Genomic DNA, 18,182 nt, shown 5'->3' with positions numbered 1-18,182 from the left:
GCGGGCGGCCCCGGGGAAGGGCCGCCCGTCCGACAATGAACATCCGGCGCGCTACTCGCCGGACTGCTTGAAGATGAATGGATAGGTGACGACCACCACGCCACCACCCTTGGGCTCGGGGAACTTCCAGGTGCGAACGCGGCCCGCCACACACGTCTCCAGCTCCGCGTTGCCCGCCGTGGACTGCGCCACCGAGGACGACGCCACGGAGCCGGTGGCCGTGATGACGAACTTCACCGCCACCTTGCCACCCAGCTTCGGGAAGCGGTTGAGCATGCTCTCGTAGCAGTAGCGGATCTGCGCGCGGTTGGCCTGGATGACCTTGCGGATGAGCTCCTTGTCCAGCGAGCCCATGACCTCCGGGTCGGACGAGGTGATGCCCACGTCCACGCTGGACTTGCCGCCCAAAACGCCCACGCCGGTGCCGTAGCTGCCGGTGCCACCGCCGCGGCCCTTGGTGCCGATGCCGCCGATGCCCACGGTGTCACCCGTGCCGCCGCCGCCGCCGCCGGAGCCGCGCAGGCCCAGGCCGCCGAAGCCGCCCGAGTTGCCCGCCTTGGCGCCGAACATGTTGCCCATGGCGCTCTTCAGGTCGCCGCCCAGGCCCTTGCTGCCGAAGACGGTGGAGATGCCGCCCTTGCCGCCGCCGAAGATCTTCGCGGTCAGCGCGCGCGCCTCGTCCTTCTTGTTCGGGTCGCCCTTGGGCGCGGTGCGGTTGTTGGTCTTGGGCGCGTCCTTCTTGCCCATCTGACCCTCGTCACCGCGGCTCTTGGCCGCCATCTCGCCGCTCTTCTTCGCCTCCTTCTGCTGATTGAGGCGCTCGAGGAACTTGTTCTTCTGCACCTCGGGCGGCTTGATGATGAGCTTGGCGATGCGCGCGGAGTTGGCGGACAGCTCGTCCGCGTACTCGTCACCCTCGCCGGTGCGGTTCATCGCGGTGATGACGAACGCGGTGGCCGCGAAGAACATCACCAGGAAGATGTTGAGCGCGGTGTAGTCCAGCGACTCGCCCAGCGGCGCCACGACGCGCTTGGGAACGGACTGGAAGACGGCCTCCATCGTCACGCCGCCCAGGTCCACCCAGAAGAAGTCCTCCGCGTCGAGCGTGAGCGTGTACGCGTCACCCTCGTGCGAGGCCTTGCCGGACTCGATGACCGCCTTGAGCTCCTGCGTCTCGCCCTTGCGCACCAGCTCGCCCTTCATCTTGCCGGTGAAGCGCACGGTGAAGGACTGGCCGTCGGTGCGGAGCACCTCGAAGCGCGGGCCGCCCAGCTTGGCGTCCCCCATGACGAAGTCGACGCCCGCGGCGCTGCCCACCGCCACGGCGCGCTTGGCGCCCGGGCCCACGAAGAACTCGCCCACCCGCTGATCGCCCCAGGAGAAGCGCAGCGCCACGCCCTGCGGACCGCTCGACTTGGAGCGGCGCACGGTGCGAGCACGCGGCGCGGCCTCGGCGGCGGCCTCGCGGGCCACGGGAGCGGGCTGCTCTTCGGCGGCCACGATGGCGTTCTTCTGCGTGGCGGCGACGGAGGCATCCAGCGCGCCCGAGCTCGCGGCGGCGGCCGGAGCGGGGGCCTCGGGCTCGGCGGCCACGGCGGCGGCCTGCGCGAGCCCGGCGGCCGGAGCTCCCGCGGCCAGCACGGGGTTCTTCTCCGTGGTGGCGTCGGTGCTCGCGGCGGCGACGGCCAGGTTCACCGCGGCCACGGCGGCCGGGTTCTCCAGGTGGATGGTCGTCCCACCCACGCGAATCCTGTCACCGAACGACAGCTGGCCCTTGTTGACCCGCTTGTCGTTGACATACGTCCCCTCGACGCTGCCCATGTCGATGATGGACATGGAGCCGTCGCCGGCGACCTCGATGACGGAGTGGATGCGGCTGACCTTCTCGTCCTCCAGGCACAGGTGCGCCGAGGACAGACGGCCAATCTTGATGATGTCGCGCTCGTAGTCCTTGGACGTGACCAACGTCTCGCCCTTGAAGACCTTGAGTGTCAGCGGAACGGCCATGAAGGCTCCTGCGTGGGGTCAATGCCCGGTATGACAACGCGCGCGCCGGCAGGTTCCCACCGGCGCAGGAAGGCGGAAACTACAGCTCGCCCACCGACTGCATCACCTTGTCCTCGAAGTCCTCGCGGATGCGGATGAGGTTCGAGTGCTTCACCCTCTCGCGGGCGTCGATGTACTCGCCGTCCGGCTTGGTGAGGTCGCCTTCGATGGTGTCGTCCTCGAAGTCGATGTTGGTGGTCTTCGAGTAGCGCACATTGCCGTCGCCCGCCCCACCACCCGCCGGCTTGGCGGCGTCGTCATCCTGGGCGAACGCGGTCGCCGCCGAGAGCACCGCGCACAGCATCAGAGCCTTCCGCATCACTGTCTCCCACGCGGGCCCCGCCGGGCCCGTTCCACACCGTGTGTCCGCTGACGCGGACACCGCGAAGGTTCGCATCATCGCCCCGGGGCCCGCCACAGCGAAGGCACCCGGGGACGTCCCAACTTTCACAGCAGGTCGTCTTCGGGCTCACCCGGCTCGGAAGGATCCGCCGTGCTTGCATTCTTCTTCTCCGCGGGCGCGGGCGCAGGTGCGGGCGACGGGGGCGGAGTCCCACCCGCGGGCGTGGCCTGCGCGCCCGTGCCGGAGCCGGCCACCGGAGCCACGGCGCCACCCGGGGGCGGGGCCTGGTTCTTCTCCTGGTTCTTCTTCTCCGCGGCCTGCATCTGGGACTGCTGCTGCTTCTGGAGCTCCTCCATCTTCTTCGCCTGCTGCTCGGCCATGGCGGCCTCGCGCTTGGCGTTGACGAGCGTCTCCGCCTCGCGCAGCAGCCCGAAGACCGGGGACTCACCGGAGAGGCCCACGCCGTCACCCGCCATGGCGACGTACTTCTTGTAGAGCTCCAGGGCGCGCTCGGGTGCGTCCTTCACCTTGTGCAGGATGATGGCGCGGTTGAGGCTCACCGCCGCCAGCTCCGGGTCGAGCTTCTCCGCCTCGTCGTACTCCTGCATCGCCTTGTCGTACTGCCCCTGGCCCTTGTAGGAGAGGCCCAGGTTCAGGTGCGCGGTGGCGTTCTTCCCGTCCGCCTGCAGGATGCGGCGCAGGTGCTCCTCGGCGCCGGGGTAGTCCTCCGCGTCGAGCGACAGCTGGGCCAGCTCCACGTGCGAGGGGACATAGTCGTCGCGCGCCTCCAGTGCCTTCTTGAAGGACAGCCGCGCGTCGTCCGCGTTGCCCTCGCGCAGTTGGATGATGCCCACCAGGTGGTGCAGCTCCGGGTCCGCGCCGTCCAGCTTCACGCCGCGCAGCGCCACCAGCTTCGCCATGGAGAGCTGCTTGCGGTCCAGGTAGCTGCGGATCATCACCTTCAGCGCGGTGGTGGACGCGGGGTCGCGCATCAGCGCGCCGCGCGACAGCTCCATCGCCTTGTCGTGGTCGTTCTGCTGCCGGTAGATCTCCGCCAGACGGGCGCGCGACTGCGCGTCGTCCGGGTAGCGCTGGAGGACCTCCTGGTAGAGGGCCACGGCGCCGGCCACGTTGCCCGCGTTCTGCTCCATGACGGCCAGGTTCTCCGACGCCTGGCGCAGCGAGGGCTTCTTGGTGAGCGCGGCCTTGTAGCGAGCCTTGGCCTCGGTGGTGTTGCCCTGGCGCTCGGCGATGACGCCCAGGTTGTACTCTGCCTCGGCCAGGTTCGCGTCGGACTCCAGGGCCGACTTGAACTTGCGCTCCAGCGCCGGGTAGTCGAACGCCTTGGCCTTCTTCTGCGTGTCGAAGGACTTCACCGCGTCCTCGAAGCGGGCCTTGGCCGTGTTCGAGATGGGCGGCGGCGGCGCGTCCGACGGGGACTTCGCGACGGGGCCCTTGGACGGAGCCGCGGGGCCGGTGGCCTTGGACGAGGAGCAGCCGGCGGCGATGAGCGCCGCGGCGGCCAGCAGGGGGAACAGGCGCATGGTACGGGTCGTCCGGTTCATTAGAGGAAGTCCTCCGGCTCCTCGTCGGCGCCGCCCGACTTGGCGGGCTTGGTGCCATCCGGGGTGGAGGCGGTGGACTTGGTGTCCACCTGGGTCTCGGTCTGCGAGCGCAGCTGCGCGGTGAGGTCCGTGAGGTCCTCCTGCAGCGTCTCCTTCTTCTTCTGGGCCTCGGCCACCGCGGTGGGCGCCGGGGGCGGCACGTCCTGGATGCCCGCGAGCACGTCACCACCGATGAGCTGGCTGCGGCTCTTCAGGGCGACCTTCTCCTCGTGCATCTCCGGGTAGCGGTCCGGCTGGTAGGTCGTGCGCAGCATCTTCAGCGCCTCGGCGGCGCAGTCGTTGAACACGTCCAGCTCGCGGCTCTTGGCGACCGTGGCGGCGAAGGCCTCCGTGGCCTTGTCCTTGAGCGGCTGGGCCTGGTTGGAGAACTCGTCGCGCAGCGCCTGCTGGGACTCCTCGTCCAGGCCGCGGGGCATGGGCGCGTTGGTGACGCGGTCGGCGAAGTGGTCGTACGCCAGGCCGATGCGGTTGAGCGCGCACAGCGACGGCTCGGGCGCGCCCAGGGACACCGTCTGCACGTACTTCTTCTCCACCACCTGCAGCGCGCGGCTCTTGTCCTGGATGCTGGCGCGGAAGCGGTCCGGCGACGGCGGGGCGCCCCAGTACAGCTTCAAGCGCTTGTACTCGGCCCAGTCCGGCTCCACGCCCAGGAAGTGCGCCTGGGCGGCGGTGGCCAGCGCGGGCTTCTCCAGCGTGGTCTGCACGCGGCGCGGCAGCTGGTCGAAGTGCTCGCCCACGCGCTTGTACATGCGCACCACGTCGCGCGTCTTGTTCATCTTCTTGTACAGGTCGATGATGCGACCCTCGGCCGTGAGGAACTTGCTGGCCGAGCGCATGTTGTCGCGCTCGTACTCCTCCAGCATCTTGATGGCCTTCATCGCCGCGCCGCTCTTGCCGGTCAGGTCGATGATGGACAGCCGGATGTCGTCCGCGTCCTTCGCCTTCGGCCACAGCTCCAGGTAGCGCTCGCGGTTCTTCAGCGCGGCCTTCGTCTGGCCCAGGCCCTCGCGGTAGGTGGACGCGTTGAACAGCGCCACCTGCGCCTTGGACTCGTCCCACTTCTGCACCACCGCGGGCTTGTTGTCGTCGCCGCCGCCCTTCCTGGCGTTCCTGGCGCTCTTGCCGCGCGCCTTGGCGCCGCCGCCGCCCTTCTCCCCGAGGCTGCGCTCGTAGCCCTTCACGTACAGCTCGTACGTGGTCGCGGCCTGCTCGAAGTCGCCGATGGCCTCCAGCGCCTCCGCGTTCGCGTAGATGGAGTCCGGCACGTACTTGGAACGGGGGTACTGCGCGAAGAGCCGGGCGCGGACCTCGATGGTCTTATCCAGCATCTTGGCTTTGTAGTAGTCGACGGACGCGTTGTAGAGCGCCAGGTCGGCGATCTCCGTCTGCGGGAAGTCGTGCACGAAGTTGAGGTACGCCTCGGCCGCCTTGGCGAACTCCTTCTTCTCCTCCAGCTGGCTGACCAGCTTGAAGGACGACTGCTCGATGAGCTTCGCCAGGTCGTCGCGGAACTTGCCCGTCGCCAGCTTGTCGTTGGCGTAGAAGCGGCGCGCCCACTCGTTCACCTTCGCGAAGTCCTGCAGCAGGTTGTACGAGTCCAGGATGAGGTTGGCGCTGATCTCCGCCGCGCGCGAGCCGTCCTCGAACTTGTACTCGGGGTAGCCGAGCGCGATCTCGCTGAAGCGCAGCACCGCCTCGTCGAAGTGGTTGTGGCGGTAGTAGATGTTGGCCGCCTTGAAGGCGATCTCCACCCGCTTGTCGCCCTTGGGCACGTACTTGAGGTAGCGCTCGCACGCGTCCAGCAGCGCCTTCTTCAGCGTGGGGATGGTGGCCTTCTTGGTGATGTCGGAAGACACACCCTCGCTCTTCGCCTCGCCGCGCGACTCGGCCGTCTTGACGACCTCGTCGTAGGCGAGCACCGCGTTGTAGGCGGCGTTCTGCAGCCACTTGCCCGGCTTGCCCGGCTTGGGCTTGCCCTTGTCGTCCTTGGCCTCCAGCACCTTGGCGTCCTGCAGGACGACCAGCGTGTAGTTGGCGGCGGACTTCTCGTAGTTCTGCAGGTTGTCGTTGAGCAGCTCCGCCCAGAAGAAGCGCAGGTCGTACGCCTTGGGGTTGTCCGGGAAGAGCGTGAGGTAGTCGCTGTAGACGGCGTCCGCGTAGCGGAACGTGTCCTCGTTGCGCGTCTTCTTGCCCTCGTTGTGCCAGGTGACGGCCAGGTTGGACAGGGTGCGCTCGGACAGCTCCTTCGCCTCGGCGAGCAGCTTCTTGTCCTTGTCCTCCTTGATCACGCCGGAGCCCTCGACCTCCTTCATGATCTTCACGAGCCGGCGCACCTGGGCCACGGTGCGCTCCTTGTTGCCCATGCGCAGGATGCAGTCGACGATCTTCCCCTGGAAGCCGGGCGCCTCGGGCGACAGCGGCTTCTCCTTGATGAGGGAGTTGAAGGTCAGCGCCGCTTCGCGGTCCTTGCCGTCGCCGTAGTACATGTTGGCGAGCTGCTTCATCATCGTGAAGCGGTCGTCCGGATTGGACGCGACCTTGCCGAAGTCCGCGCGCGCCTGGGCCACGTCACCCTGATGCGCGTACGCGCGCACGTAGTCCGTGCGGGCCTCGCGCACCAGCGAGCCACGGCCGCTCTTGCCGCCGTCCTTCTCCACCGCGTTGGCGCCGGCCAGCTCGCCGTAGAGCACCACCGTCTTGAACTTGTCCTTCGCCGCCTCGTAGTCGCCCAGGTTGTAGTGGCACCAACCCTGCTTGTAGAGGGCGAACGCGTACACCTGGCTCTCGGGGAACTCGGCGGCCTTCTTGTAGGCCACCAGCGCCTTCTCCAGCTCCGGGCGCTTGCCCTTGGAGTTGTTGAAGTAGTACTCGCCGAACGCCAGGTACGCGTCGGGGATGAACTTGGACGTCGGGTGCTTCTCCACCAGGCGCTTGAAGGCGACGAGCGCCTTCCTGTCCTGGCCCTCCTCCATCAGGTACTGACCGAGGAAGAAGAGCACCTCGTCCGTGCGCTCGAACTTCGGGTGCTCCTGGACGATCTTCGTGTACTGCTCGACGGCGAGCTTGCCGTACTCCTTCTGCCTGGCGACGAGCTCCGCCTTCTCCGCCTTGGCGCGCTGCTGGCCCGCGGCGTCGTTGGCGTTCATCGCCTTGAGCAGGTCGTCGTCCTTGCGGTTGGCCTCGAAGAAATAGAACTTCGATTCCTCCCAATAGAACTCACCCAACCGGAACAACAGGCTGGGGACCTCCTTCGGGTCCGGCGACAGCGAGATGATCTTCTTCAGCGAGGCGATCTGCTCGCGCCGCTTGGAAGCCACCTGGAACTCGACGCCGAGGCGGAACTGGTCGTACTGGAGCGCGGGAGCGACTTCTTCCTTCTTCTTCTCTCGCGTGATGTCTCCGGCAAGGGACTTGTCCACCGCGGTGGCGGACTTCCTGCCGAGGTCGGCGTCACGCGGCGCTTTCTTCTCCTGAGCAGCGGAGGCCGTGGCCAGGAGCACGAGGCAGACGAGGAGCGAACGGCGCATGGTCTTCCTAAGCGGGGGGGACCGGCGTCCCCGGTTGCTTGCCAGACAGCCAAGTGGCCGGGAATCTTCGGGAATTTCCATTCGGGGAGAACCACTATGCGCGGTTTCCAAGGGCAGGGTCAACCCTGACTGGCTGGCCGCTCCAGAAGTGGAAAGCATGCCGGCAAACTTCCAGAACGACTGTGAAAAGGACGACAAGGTGGTTGCCTTGTCGGACCCACCGGGTATGGGGGAGCGGACGGCCGGCTGTCCGGTCGCCCTGCAGGGAGTCGCGCTGGATCATGAGCCTGTTGCCGGAGAGCGCCAGCTTCGAGGAGCTGGTGCAGGACTACTTCCTCGCGGTGCGTGGCGCGGGGCTCATGTTGTCGGCGTTGGACACGGAGCTGCTCACGGCGTGGGCCCGGGAGGGTGTGCCCTTCGAGGTGGTGGCGCGAGGCATCTCCCGCTCCGCGGAGAAGGCCCTGTGGGATGCGCGTCCGGGTGAGCCGGTGCTGCGCAACCTGCGCGCGTGCCGGCGGCAGGTGGACGCGGAGATCAAGAAGTACCGCGCGCTGGCGGCGGGCGCGGGCGTGGCCGCGGAGCCGGAGGCCCCCTCGCGACGTCGCAAGGCGCTGTCGTGGGAAGAGACCCGACACGCCCGGCTGGTGGACGCGCTCGAGGACCTGGCGGGGCGGGACTCCACGCTGGCGCCCCGGGTGGCGTGGCTGCGTGGGACGGTGCTGGCCCGCGTTCCGGAGGAGCCCTCCGCGCTGGATGCCCAGGAGTCCTTGAGCTTCCTGGTGCTCCTGCGCGCCCTGCCCTTCTCTCAACGTCACCAGGTGTGGCGCGACGCGCTTTCGGTGGGTAGCGAACAACAGGTGATGTCCGTGCGCGCGAGGAAGCTGTCGCGGCGCTTTCGCCTGGTGGCGGCGGTGCGGCGACGACTGGGCGTGAAGGAAGTGTGAGAAGCGGCCCGACACTGCTCGTGTGTTCAGTTCACGAGGGGACGGGGAAGGGCTCTGCTATGGCGATGCGCGAGATGGGTGTGGGAGCGAAGGTGGGCGGCGACGGCTGCCGTGTGTGTTCCGGCCGGACGTACGTCATCGAACGGCAGGGAGACCAGGCCCAGGCGCGCGTGTGCGTGTGCTCGGAGAGCTGCTCCGTCTGCGAGGGACGTGGCCATGTGCTCGTGGAGCGCGAGGCCGTCTTCAGCCAGAAGGTGGGTCCCAAGCGCTACGAGGTGATGGAGCCGTGCTCGTGCACGCGGCGGCGGCGGCGCGTGTCGCTCTACAACGAGGTGCGGCTGCCCGGCGTGGTGGCGCATGCGTCGTTCGACAACTACCGGGCCTTCAACGAGGCGCAGGACCGGGGCCGCGGCGTGGCGATGCACTTCGGCCACCAGTACGTGAAGGGCGCGACGTCCAAGGGCTTCATCTTGAGTGGCCCGGTGGGCACGGGGAAGACGCACCTGCTCGCGGCCACGCTCGGCCACCTGGTCATCGAGGTGGGCGTGCGGGCGCGGTACGTGGAGATCTCGCTGCTCTACGCCACCATCCGGCGCGGCTTCCAGGAGGGCAAGAGCGGCGGGGAGATCATCGGACCGCTGTCGGAGGTGGAGGTGCTGGCCATCGACGAGCTGGGCAAGGGGCGCGGCAGTCCCTTCGAGATGGAGACGCTCGATGAGCTCATCGCCCGCCGCTACAACGCGGGGCGCACCACGCTGTTCGCCACGAACTACTCGCTGGAGCCGGAGAAGAAGCAGCGCACCCACGGGCCCACGGGCTACCGGTCCACGGAGGACGCGCGTGCCGCGGTGAAGGACTACGAGCTGCTGCGCGAGCGCGTGGGCGAGCGCATCTACAGCCGCCTGTGCGAGATGTGCACCTTCGTGGAGCTGCCGAAGGACACGCCGGACCGTCGGCGCACGCGGCAGGAGATGGACTCGCTGCACAACCCGCCCGCGGGAATGCGCAGCGCGGGCCGCTGAGCGCTTCCGGGTCGGAGCCGGGTATTCCGGCTCACGACAGTGGACGTGCCCGCGGGTCCTTTGCGTCAATGCGCGGATGACCGACGCCATCCTCGTCCTCGTCACCGCGCCCTCCGCCGACAAGGCCGCCGAGCTGGCGCGAAGCCTCGTGGAGGAGCAGCTCGCCGCGTGCGGCAACATCCTCCCCGGGCTGCGCTCCATCTACCACTGGGAGGGCAAGGTGCAGGACGACGCGGAGGCGCTCATCCTCTTCAAGACGCGCGCCTCCCTCTTCGACGCCCTGCGCTCGCGCATCGTCGAGCTGCACCCCTACGACGTGCCGGAAGTCTTGCGCTTCGACATCGCCGGTGGCCATGCGCCCTACCTGGCCTGGATCCTGGACAGCACCCGCGCGCCGTCATGACGGGGCTGTCGTCGGCTCGGGCGTGACGGAGACACCGGCGTCCGCGGTGAAGACGAAGTGTCCGTCCTGGAAGTCGACGAGGATACGCTGGCCCTCGCTCACCGAGCCTCGGAGCAGCATGCGGCTGATCTCCGTCTCCAGTTCGCGCTGGATGACGCGGCGCAGGGGCCTTGCCCCATAGCGCGGCTCGAAGCCCCGCTCCGCCAGCGCGTCGCGCGCCGCGTCCGTCAGCTCCAGGCGCAGGTTCTGCCCGTGCAGCTTGCGGCGGGTGGCCTCCAGCATCGTGTCGACGATGCGCCTCAACTGCGCGGGGTTGAGCGGATGGAAGACGATGATGTCGTCGATGCGGTTGATGAACTCCGGACGGAAGTGGCCGCGCAGCGCGTTCATCACCGCCTCGCTGGCGCGCTCCCGGCCCGTCTTCTCCTCGTCCTCCGAGCGCTGGAAGCCCAGCGCCGCCCTCGCGGCCCCCATCGCCTCCGAGCCCAGGTTGGACGTCATGATGATGACCGCGTTCTTGAAGTCCACCGTGCGCCCGCGTGAGTCCGTGAGCCGGCCGTCATCCAGGATTTGCAACAGCAGGTTGAACACGTCCGGGTGGGCCTTCTCCACCTCGTCGAACAGCAGCACCGAGTAGGGCCTGCGCCGCACCGCCTCCGTCAACCGACCGGCCTCCTCGTAGCCCACGTAACCGGGCGGCGCGCCGATGAGACGGCTCACGGTGTGGCGCTCCTGGAACTCGGACATGTCCAGGCGGATCATCGCGGCCTCGTCGTTGAACAGGTAGTCGGCCAGCGCGCGCGCCGTCTCCGTCTTCCCCACGCCCGTGGGCCCCAGGAACAGGAACGAGCCGATGGGCCGGTTCGGGTCCTTCAGCCCCGCGCGCGCACGGCGCACGGCTTCAGCGATGGCCCGGAGCGCGTCCTCCTGCCCCACCACGCGCTGCTTCAGCGCGTCTTCCATCTCCAAGAGTCGCTGGCTCTCCTCCTGCTGCAGCTTGCGCGCGGGGATGCCCGTCCACTCGCTCACCACCGTGGCGATGTCCTCGGGCGTCACGGAGGGCTCGGTGACACCGCGTTTCAATTGCCACTGGGTCCGCAGCCCCTCCAGCTCGGTGCGCAGCGTCTCGATTTCGCCCTTGAGGCGGCTGGCCTCCTCGTAGCGCTCCCCCGCCACCGCGGCGCTCTTGTCCTTCTCCTTCTGCTCCAGCATCGCCTCCACCTCGCCCAGGCGGTCCGGCGCGGTGCGCGCGCCCAGGCGCACCATGGCGGAGGCCTCGTCGAGCAGGTCGATGGCCTTGTCCGGCAGGAAGCGGTCATTGACATACTTGTCCGACAGCTCGACGGACGCCGTCAGCGACGTGTCCAGAATCTTCACCCGGTGGTGCGCCTCGTACGCGTCGCGCAGCCCACGCAGGATTTCGATGGCCTGCTCCGGCGTGGGCTCGGCCACCATGACCGGCTGGAAACGGCGCTCCAGCGCGGCGTCCTTCTCGATGTTCTTGCGGTATTCGTCCAGCGTCGTGGCGCCCAGGCACTGGAGCTCGCCCCGCGCCAGGGCGGGCTTGAGCAGGTTGGACGCGTCCACCGCGCCCTCCGCGCCGCCCGCCCCCACCACCGTGTGCACCTCGTCGATGAAGAGGATGATCTGCCCCTTGAGGGCGCGAATCTCATCCATCAGTCCCTTGAAGCGCTCCTCGAACTCGCCCCGGAACTTCGTGCCTCCCAGCACGCTGCCCAGGTCCAGCGACAACACGCGCTTGTCCTTGAGCACCTCCGGCACATCCCCCGAGATGATTCGCTGCGCGAGCCCCTCCGCGATGGCCGTCTTGCCCACACCCGGCTCGCCGATGAGCACCGGGTTGTTCTTCGTCTTGCGGCTCAAGATGCGGATGACGCGGCTGATCTCCTTCTCGCGCCCGATGACCGGGTCCAGCTCGCCGGCTCGCGCGAGCGCGGACACATCCCGCGTGAAGCGCGTGAGGTTCGGAGGCAGGCCTCCGCTCCCCTGACGGGCTGCGCCTCCGGGCGCGGGCGTGGCCGGGCCCCCTATCGAGGCCATCAGGCGCTTGCGCAGCTCGTTGACGTCGACGCCCGAGAGGAACTGCGCGGCGAAGCTCTCCGCCTCCATCAGGATGCCCAGCAACAGGTGCTCGGGGCCGATGAAGCTGTGTCCCATCTGCAGGGCCTGGAGCCGCGCGATCTGGAGCACGCGCTTGACGCCGGAGGACAGCGCGACGACGGCCGCCTTGCGAGGCTCGCGGCGCGGCATCACCGCGTCCAGTCGCGTCTCGAACTCGTCCACGGGCGCGCCCAGGTGCTTGAGCGACTCGCGCAGCTCCGGCACCGAGTGCAACAACGACAACAGCAGATGCTCGATGCGCATCCGCTCATAGCCCGAGTCGAGCGTCATCCGCGCCGAGCGCTCCAACACCTGCTGCGCCATCTCCGACAGCTGCGTGAGCAGGTTCTCCCGGCTCCGCGGGCGAGGGCCCATCAACTGCTCGACGAGGCTCTCCAGGCTGCCGAAGCCGTTCGCTCCGCTCAGCCCCACGCCCATCGCGCTCGCGCAGTGGTTGCAGAGCTGGAGGGTCGTCTCCTGTCCCTCCATCCGCTTCTTGAGCTGGACCGCGGCCGGGCGCGTTCCACAGTTCTGACACAGCATGGTCGACGACCTCCGCGCTCCACTCCCTCGGGCAAGCTAGGGACGGAGGCGGGCGTGGGGCTCGGCCACGAGCAGGCGTGCTGACGAGGTGCCCTCCAGCTCCTCGGAGGGTGGACACACATGAGCGCCCCACCTCATCCCCGGGGACATTGCCCCCGTGTGAGGCCGGCCGCACATCTTCCTTTCGGGTCGGCCGCACGGGAACATTGGACCGAGCGCCCGGAGAGCCATGTCCCGTCGCATGACCATCCAAGCCTGTCCCGTACGCCTCGCGCTCCTGGGCGCCACGGTGCTGTGTGCGTGTACTTCGGGACGGGTCGCGTCGCGGGATGAGGGCGCCGAGCGCATCGCGGCCATCATCGGGACACCGGAGCGCGAGGAGCCCATCCCCGAGGGCATCGTCTTCGTGCCGGACACGACGCCGCTGCCCGAGGAGGACTCGCTCGCCCTGAGCGACGCCCCCGAGCCGCCCCGTCTCCCGGAGCGGGTGGAGCGTGGATGGCCCTGGGCGCCCTACTCCACCGGACCGCTGCTCGGCATGTGCTCGCGGCCGCCGCACCGGGCCATCCTCCCGGCCCCCGTGCCTCCGGCGTGTCTGCTGGCGCCAGGCACCATCCGCTTCCACCTCACGCCGAGGCCCGGTGGCAGCATCCCGGGCCTGCTGCCCTGACCGGCTCCGTCAGGCCTGCGCAATCGACTTGGGCGGCAGCTTGAGCACCTGGCCCACCTTGATCTTGTCCGGGTCCTTGAGCTGGTCCTTGTTGGCCTCGAAAATCTTGGGGTACAGCTTCACGTCCCCGTAGATGTCCTTGGCCAGCTTCCCCAGCGTGTCGCCGGACTTCACCGTGTAGAGGCCGTACGGCTCCGCGTTCGTCACGGTGAGGTTGACCATGATCTCCTGCTGCCAGTTCGCGTGCTTCGCCTTGATCTGATCCCAGATGCGGTCGCGGTCCCACGCGTGGTCCACCGAGCCCTTGAGGATGAGCTTCCCGTTCTCCTCTCGGGACTCGACCTTCGCGCCAACCGTCTTCGCCACCTCGAGCACGTCCTGATAGTCGTTCTGCAGGGCCATGGGCGCTCCTCCTGTCGGGTCCGGTCGCACGATGTCCACGCAGCGGCCAGCGTGCGAGGCGGCGCACTGTAGGCACGCCCGCCTCGACTCCTGTCTCGCCCTCCAGGCCCTCGTGTTCGCCGCGTAACGGACACCGTCGCGAGTGACTGCCTCGTCGCTCGACGACGGGCCTTGCGAGCCATCGCCGCCCGTCAAGTGGCCGAGCACGAGTGACGTTCCATCGGCTTGGCGCTTCGTGGTACCGGAATGGACCGAGCCACGGCCCTCCTTCACCAGTGCTTCTCGCGCGGGAAGGAAGACAGGTCGCCTGCTTCACGAGGGAACGGACGGCGCGGGGAGCCAGAATAGCGCTCGCCCTCCCGGACGTTCATTGGCTCGCTCACCCCCCCAGAGGAGTCAACCCCCCATGTCCACGCTGCGCAGCCTGTGCCTCATCGGAGCTTTCTCCGTGGGAGGCCTCGCCTGTACCGGAAACACGGAGTCCACCTCCCCCTCGGGCGCCATCCCCAACCCCACCCGCCCCACCCTCCCGTCCACCGGCAATCCCCAGCAGCCCGAGCCGGCCCCCACGCCCCCCGTCACGGAGATTCCAACACCGTCTCCAACGACGCCCACCACTCCGGACACGCCCTCACCCGAGGCGCCCACCGAGCCCCAGTACTCCCGCGAGTGGTTCGTGAGTCCGTCCGGCAACGACTCCGCGGCCGGCAACGAGTCGAGGCCGCTGCGCACCATCTCCAAGGCCATCACCCTGGCGGGTCCAGGCGAGATCATCCGCGTCCAGGCGGGCACCTATGCGGAGAAGCTGGTGTTCGACTCCAGCGTGCGCGCGGGCACCGCGAGCGCGCCCATCACCCTGCGTGGTGAGGGCAAGGCGAAGATCGTCCCCACCTCGGGCGGGTGGTACATGGCGCTCGTGCAGCGGCCGAACTGGCGCATCGAGGGCTTCGAGTTCGACGTGCGCGGCCAGCGCCAGGTCGCGGTGACGTTCGCCGGTGACACGCAGGGCAGCGTGCTGGCGAACAACGACCTGCACCACGGCTCCTTCGGCAGCGGCATCAGCACCGACGCCGGCGCGCGGGGCGTCACCATCGAGAACAACCACATCCACCACTTCGCCCAGGGGAGCACCGACTCCCACGGCGTCGTCATCGCCCCCACGTCGAAGAACATCACCGTGCGCGGCAACGACATCCACGACAACTCGGGTGACTCCGTGCAGTGCCTGGGGCCCGAGGGCTTCAGCAACGACGCGCCCGCCGCCGGGGTCCTCATCGAGGGCAACGACATGTATGACAACCGCGAGAACGCGGTGGACATCAAGACGTGCCACGACGTCACGGTGCGCGGCAACCGGATGCACGGCTTCACCAAGTCCGCGACGTCGCGGGGCGAGGCAATCGTGGTGCACTACTCCGCGAAGAACATCATCATCGAGGACAACGACATCTCGCAGTCCTCGCTGGGCGTCGCCATCGGCGGCAACCGCTTGAATGCCCCGCCCACCAACGTGTCCATCCGGCGCAACCGCATCTTCAACCTGAAGACGCCCGAGGGCTCCGCCATCCGCATCGAGAACGGCGTGGACGTGCGCGTGCTGCACAACACCGTGACGGGGACGAACGGGTTCGCGCTGGTGCTCGGCCACGGCACGGGGGGCGACTCCACCAACGTGGCCGTGCGCAACAACATCTTCGACACGAAGAACGCGGTGCACCTGGGCCACAGCGCGCCGGGCTTGAAGATGGAGTCCAACCTCTACCGGCCGGGCGCCAACTTCACGACGGGCAACTTCTTCGTCCCCGAGCTGTCGTGGGTGGGGACGTTGTTCGCCGCGTGGAAGCAGCAGGAGGGCCAGGACGTCACCTCCATCGAGGCGCTCAACGCGCTGGTCGACACGGACTCGCTCGAGCCCGGGCCGGGCGCGGTGGACAAGGGCATGGACCTGGGCCTGCCCTACTGCGGCGCCGCGCCGGACGTGGGCGCCATCGAGTCCGACTGTCCCACCGGCCTGCAGACGGCGACGGCGGAGCTCACCGAGTAGCACGCGGGTGATGACCTCCCACGCGGGCTGTCGCGTGGGAGGTTGCTTCGCGCGGTGAGTCGCGAATTCGAGGCTCGCGGCATCCGCCCGCTCAGCGACGCTGCGACGTCCCGGTGGGCTGTCAGGAGAGGACCCACGCCCGCCGCAGCGCCACCACGGAAGGCTTGCGCCCGTTGGCCGCGCCGCGAACCGCCGCGCCCTGCACAGCCTGTGACGCCCAGCCTCATGCACCCAATGCTGGCGAGCAGGTCGAGCAGAGCGCCCCGCTACGCGCCAAGCGGCGGCGGCACAGCCTCATGCATCCAACGTGCGAGAGCCGTGTCGCCGTCGGTCCTCGCCTCTACGCGCCGAGCAGCTCGCGGTGCAGCCGCGCCGTGAGCGGCTTCAGGTGCGGCTTGTCCACCAGGAGCGTGAGCTGGAGCGGAGACGTGTGAGCGGCATGCACCTTCGCGCCCAGCTCCTCCGCCGCCGCCAGCGACTGACGCAAGGGCGCCCAGTCCGCGTTGAGGCCCACGCCCACGCACGTGACGGTGCCCAGCTCCTCGCGCCACGTCACCGCCGCGCCGAAGCGCGTGGCCAGCTCCTTGCGCAGCGCCTCCGGCCCGTGGATGTCCGCCAGCGGCACCAGCAGGTACGCGTGCCCGGCGCCCCCAGTCAGCCCGTCGTACCCGAGCGAGCGGCCTCGCACGCCCCGGGCGTCCAGGAACTCCAGGAGCTCCGCCAGCGGTACCTCGGCGCCCGCCGCGAGCACCGCCAGCTCCGCGTCCGCGGTGACGCCCTTGATGCGACTGTCCGACGGCGCGGTCAGCTCACGCACCACCGTGCCGCTGCCCTCCGCGTGCGCCGTGCGCGCGAGGATGGCGATGCCGCGCGACTTCGCCCACTCCACCGCCTGCGCGTTGAGCACCTTGGCTCCCGCGCTCGCCAGCTCCTGCATCTCGTCGTAGCTCAGCGACTCCAGCTTGTGGGCGTCCGGCACCACGCGCGGGTCCGCGCTGAAGATGCCATCCACGTCCGAGTAGATCTCACACGCCTCCGCCTCCAGCGCCGCGGCCAGCGCCACCGCCGTCGTGTCCGAGCCGCCGCGCCCCAGCGTGGTGACCTCCTTCTTGTAGGACACGCCCTGGTAGCCGGCGACGATGACCACCTTGCCCCGCGCCAGCTCGTCGTGGATGCGGTAGGGCCGCACCTCCACGATTCGCGCCTGCGCGTGCGCGTCCGTCGTGATGATGCCGCTCTGGCTGCCCGTGAAGCTGATGGCCGGCACCTCCATCTCCTGGAGCGCCATGGACAGCAGCGCCATGGAGATGCGCTCGCCGCACGTCAGCAGCATGTCCAGCTCCCGCCGCGCGGGGTCCGGGGACACCTGCTTGGCCAGCGCCAGCAGCTCGTCCGTGGTGTCGCCCATGGCGCTCACCACCACCACCACCTGGTACCCGGCGTCGCGCTTGTCCTTCACCCGGCGCGCCACCTTGCGAATCTTCTCCACGTCGGCCACCGACGAGCCGCCGTACTTCTGGACCACGATAGGCATGAGCGTCTCACTACCCTTCTTGGGCGTGTCCGGGGAACCACACCGGAGTGGAGTCTTGCAGGAGCCCGGCCAGCGAAGGGAAGCACCCAGGCCACTCGCCGGGCGTCGCCTTGACACCCCGAAGACCCCTCCTATAGTCGGCGGCGGTTCTGCCCGGGCCGTCCGAGACACACCTCCACGGCCGGCGGCCCAGGTCGAGCACGTCTTCCTGGAGCCTCCCCATGGCGATGATCGAGGTGCAGCACCTCACCAAGCGGTATCGCGACCGCGTGGCCATCGACGACCTCACCTTCAGCGTCGAAGAGGGCGAAATCCTCGGCTTCCTCGGGCCCAACGGCGCGGGCAAGTCCACCACGATGAAGATCCTCACCGGCTTCCTCCCCGCGTCGGAGGGAGTGGCCCGGGTGGGTGGCTTCGACGTCCACCGGCATCCGCTCGAGGTGAAGCGCCGCATCGGCTACCTGCCGGAGACGCCGCCGCTCTACCCGGAGATGACCGTGGAGAGCTACCTGCGCTTCGTCGCCTCGCTCAAGCGCCTGCCCTCGCGTGAGCAGAAGACCGAGGTGGAGCGTGTGGCCGCCCTCACCGGCGTCACCCACGTACTGGGCCGCGTCCTCGCGAACCTGTCCAAGGGCTACAAGCAGCGCACCGGCATCGCCCAGGCGCTGCTCGGCTCGCCGCCGGTGCTCATCCTCGACGAGCCGACCGAAGGGCTCGACCCCGCCCAGCGCGCCGAGGTGCGCGCGCTCATCAAGAGCCTCGCGGGCAAGCACACCGTCATCCTCTCCACGCACATCCTCCCGGAGGTGACGATGACGTGCGAGAAGGTCCTCATCCTCAACCAGGGGCGCATCGCCGCCTACGACGACCTCCGCAAGCTGGCCGGAACCCAGGGCACCGCCGAGAGCGCGTCGCTGGAAGAAGTCTTCATCAAGCTGACCGCCGCCTGAGCGCGCGC

General features: G+C 68.8%; 13 protein-coding genes. 6 read left to right on the top strand and 7 right to left on the bottom strand.

Features of this window, described 5'->3' with window-relative positions; genetic code table 11:
• Positions 1-51: 51 nt before the first annotated feature.
• The 4 genes from gltG to VZQ01_RS34150 form a co-directional block, all read right to left on the bottom strand.
• A complete protein-coding gene (gltG, locus tag VZQ01_RS34165) occupies positions 52-2,007 on the bottom strand; it encodes an adventurous gliding motility protein GltG (protein WP_223745734.1) in 1,956 nt (651 codons plus the stop codon).
• A gap of 79 nt (positions 2,008-2,086) precedes the next feature.
• Complete coding sequence (cglF, locus tag VZQ01_RS34160) at positions 2,087-2,365, bottom strand: adventurous gliding motility protein CglF (RefSeq protein ID WP_223745733.1); 279 nt, start codon at positions 2,363-2,365, stop codon at positions 2,087-2,089.
• 128 nt (positions 2,366-2,493) lie between these two features.
• Positions 2,494-3,954: an adventurous gliding motility TPR repeat lipoprotein GltE gene (gene gltE / locus VZQ01_RS34155; RefSeq protein WP_426745715.1), complete on the bottom strand. Its 1,461-nt coding sequence runs from the start codon at positions 3,952-3,954 to the stop codon at positions 2,494-2,496.
• Positions 3,954-7,541: a tetratricopeptide repeat protein gene (locus VZQ01_RS34150; RefSeq protein WP_223745731.1), complete on the bottom strand. Its 3,588-nt coding sequence runs from the start codon at positions 7,539-7,541 to the stop codon at positions 3,954-3,956. Before VZQ01_RS34150 ends, gltE begins: the two co-directional genes overlap by 1 nt.
• 281 nt (positions 7,542-7,822) lie before the next feature.
• Between VZQ01_RS34150 and VZQ01_RS34145 the strand changes: the two genes are divergently transcribed.
• From VZQ01_RS34145 to cutA, 3 genes are all read left to right on the top strand, one after another.
• Positions 7,823-8,485, top strand: a complete 663-nt coding sequence (locus tag VZQ01_RS34145; protein WP_141324400.1) for a hypothetical protein — start codon at positions 7,823-7,825, stop codon at positions 8,483-8,485.
• A 59-nt stretch (positions 8,486-8,544) separates the two neighbouring features.
• Positions 8,545-9,507, top strand: a complete 963-nt coding sequence (locus tag VZQ01_RS34140) for an ATP-binding protein (protein WP_426745714.1) — start codon at positions 8,545-8,547, stop codon at positions 9,505-9,507.
• Between the two features lie 76 nt (positions 9,508-9,583).
• On the top strand, positions 9,584-9,910 hold the full coding sequence (gene cutA, locus VZQ01_RS34135; protein WP_223784111.1) for a divalent-cation tolerance protein CutA: 327 nt from the start codon (positions 9,584-9,586) through the stop codon (positions 9,908-9,910).
• On the opposite strand, the gene VZQ01_RS34130 is transcribed toward cutA, so the two are convergent.
• Positions 9,905-12,574: an ATP-dependent Clp protease ATP-binding subunit gene (locus VZQ01_RS34130; protein ID WP_426745713.1), complete on the bottom strand. Its 2,670-nt coding sequence runs from the start codon at positions 12,572-12,574 to the stop codon at positions 9,905-9,907. The two genes, cutA and VZQ01_RS34130, sit on opposite strands and share 6 nt — an antisense overlap.
• Positions 12,575-12,803: 229 nt before the next feature.
• Between VZQ01_RS34130 and VZQ01_RS34125 the strand changes: the two genes are divergently transcribed.
• Positions 12,804-13,244 (top strand): hypothetical protein, encoded by a 441-nt coding sequence (locus VZQ01_RS34125; protein ID WP_426745712.1) that lies wholly within the window; start codon positions 12,804-12,806, stop codon positions 13,242-13,244.
• A gap of 9 nt (positions 13,245-13,253) precedes the next feature.
• Here VZQ01_RS34125 and VZQ01_RS34120 read toward each other — a convergent pair whose 3' ends face one another.
• Entirely contained in the window at positions 13,254-13,646 is a 393-nt protein-coding gene (locus VZQ01_RS34120) for a LysM peptidoglycan-binding domain-containing protein (RefSeq protein WP_141324405.1), read from the bottom strand.
• A gap of 406 nt (positions 13,647-14,052) precedes the next feature.
• Between VZQ01_RS34120 and VZQ01_RS34115 the strand changes: the two genes are divergently transcribed.
• The gene (locus VZQ01_RS34115; protein WP_426745710.1) at positions 14,053-15,690 is read left to right on the top strand and encodes a right-handed parallel beta-helix repeat-containing protein; all 1,638 of its coding nucleotides are present in this window, start codon (positions 14,053-14,055) and stop codon (positions 15,688-15,690) included.
• A gap of 340 nt (positions 15,691-16,030) precedes the next feature.
• Here VZQ01_RS34115 and VZQ01_RS34110 read toward each other — a convergent pair whose 3' ends face one another.
• Positions 16,031-17,224: an aspartate kinase gene (locus tag VZQ01_RS34110; RefSeq protein WP_426745709.1), complete on the bottom strand. Its 1,194-nt coding sequence runs from the start codon at positions 17,222-17,224 to the stop codon at positions 16,031-16,033.
• A 227-nt stretch (positions 17,225-17,451) separates the two neighbouring features.
• Here VZQ01_RS34110 and VZQ01_RS34105 point away from each other — a divergent pair, with 227 nt between their 5' ends.
• Positions 17,452-18,174: an ABC transporter ATP-binding protein gene (locus tag VZQ01_RS34105; protein WP_267701194.1), complete on the top strand. Its 723-nt coding sequence runs from the start codon at positions 17,452-17,454 to the stop codon at positions 18,172-18,174.
• Positions 18,175-18,182: the final 8 nt, after the last annotated feature.

Source organism: Myxococcus faecalis (assembly GCF_050039385.1).
Lineage (GTDB): Bacteria > Myxococcota > Myxococcia > Myxococcales > Myxococcaceae > Myxococcus > Myxococcus fulvus.
The sequence above is the reverse complement of the archived record's forward strand: the minus strand, read 5'-3'. Positions and strand labels throughout refer to the sequence as shown.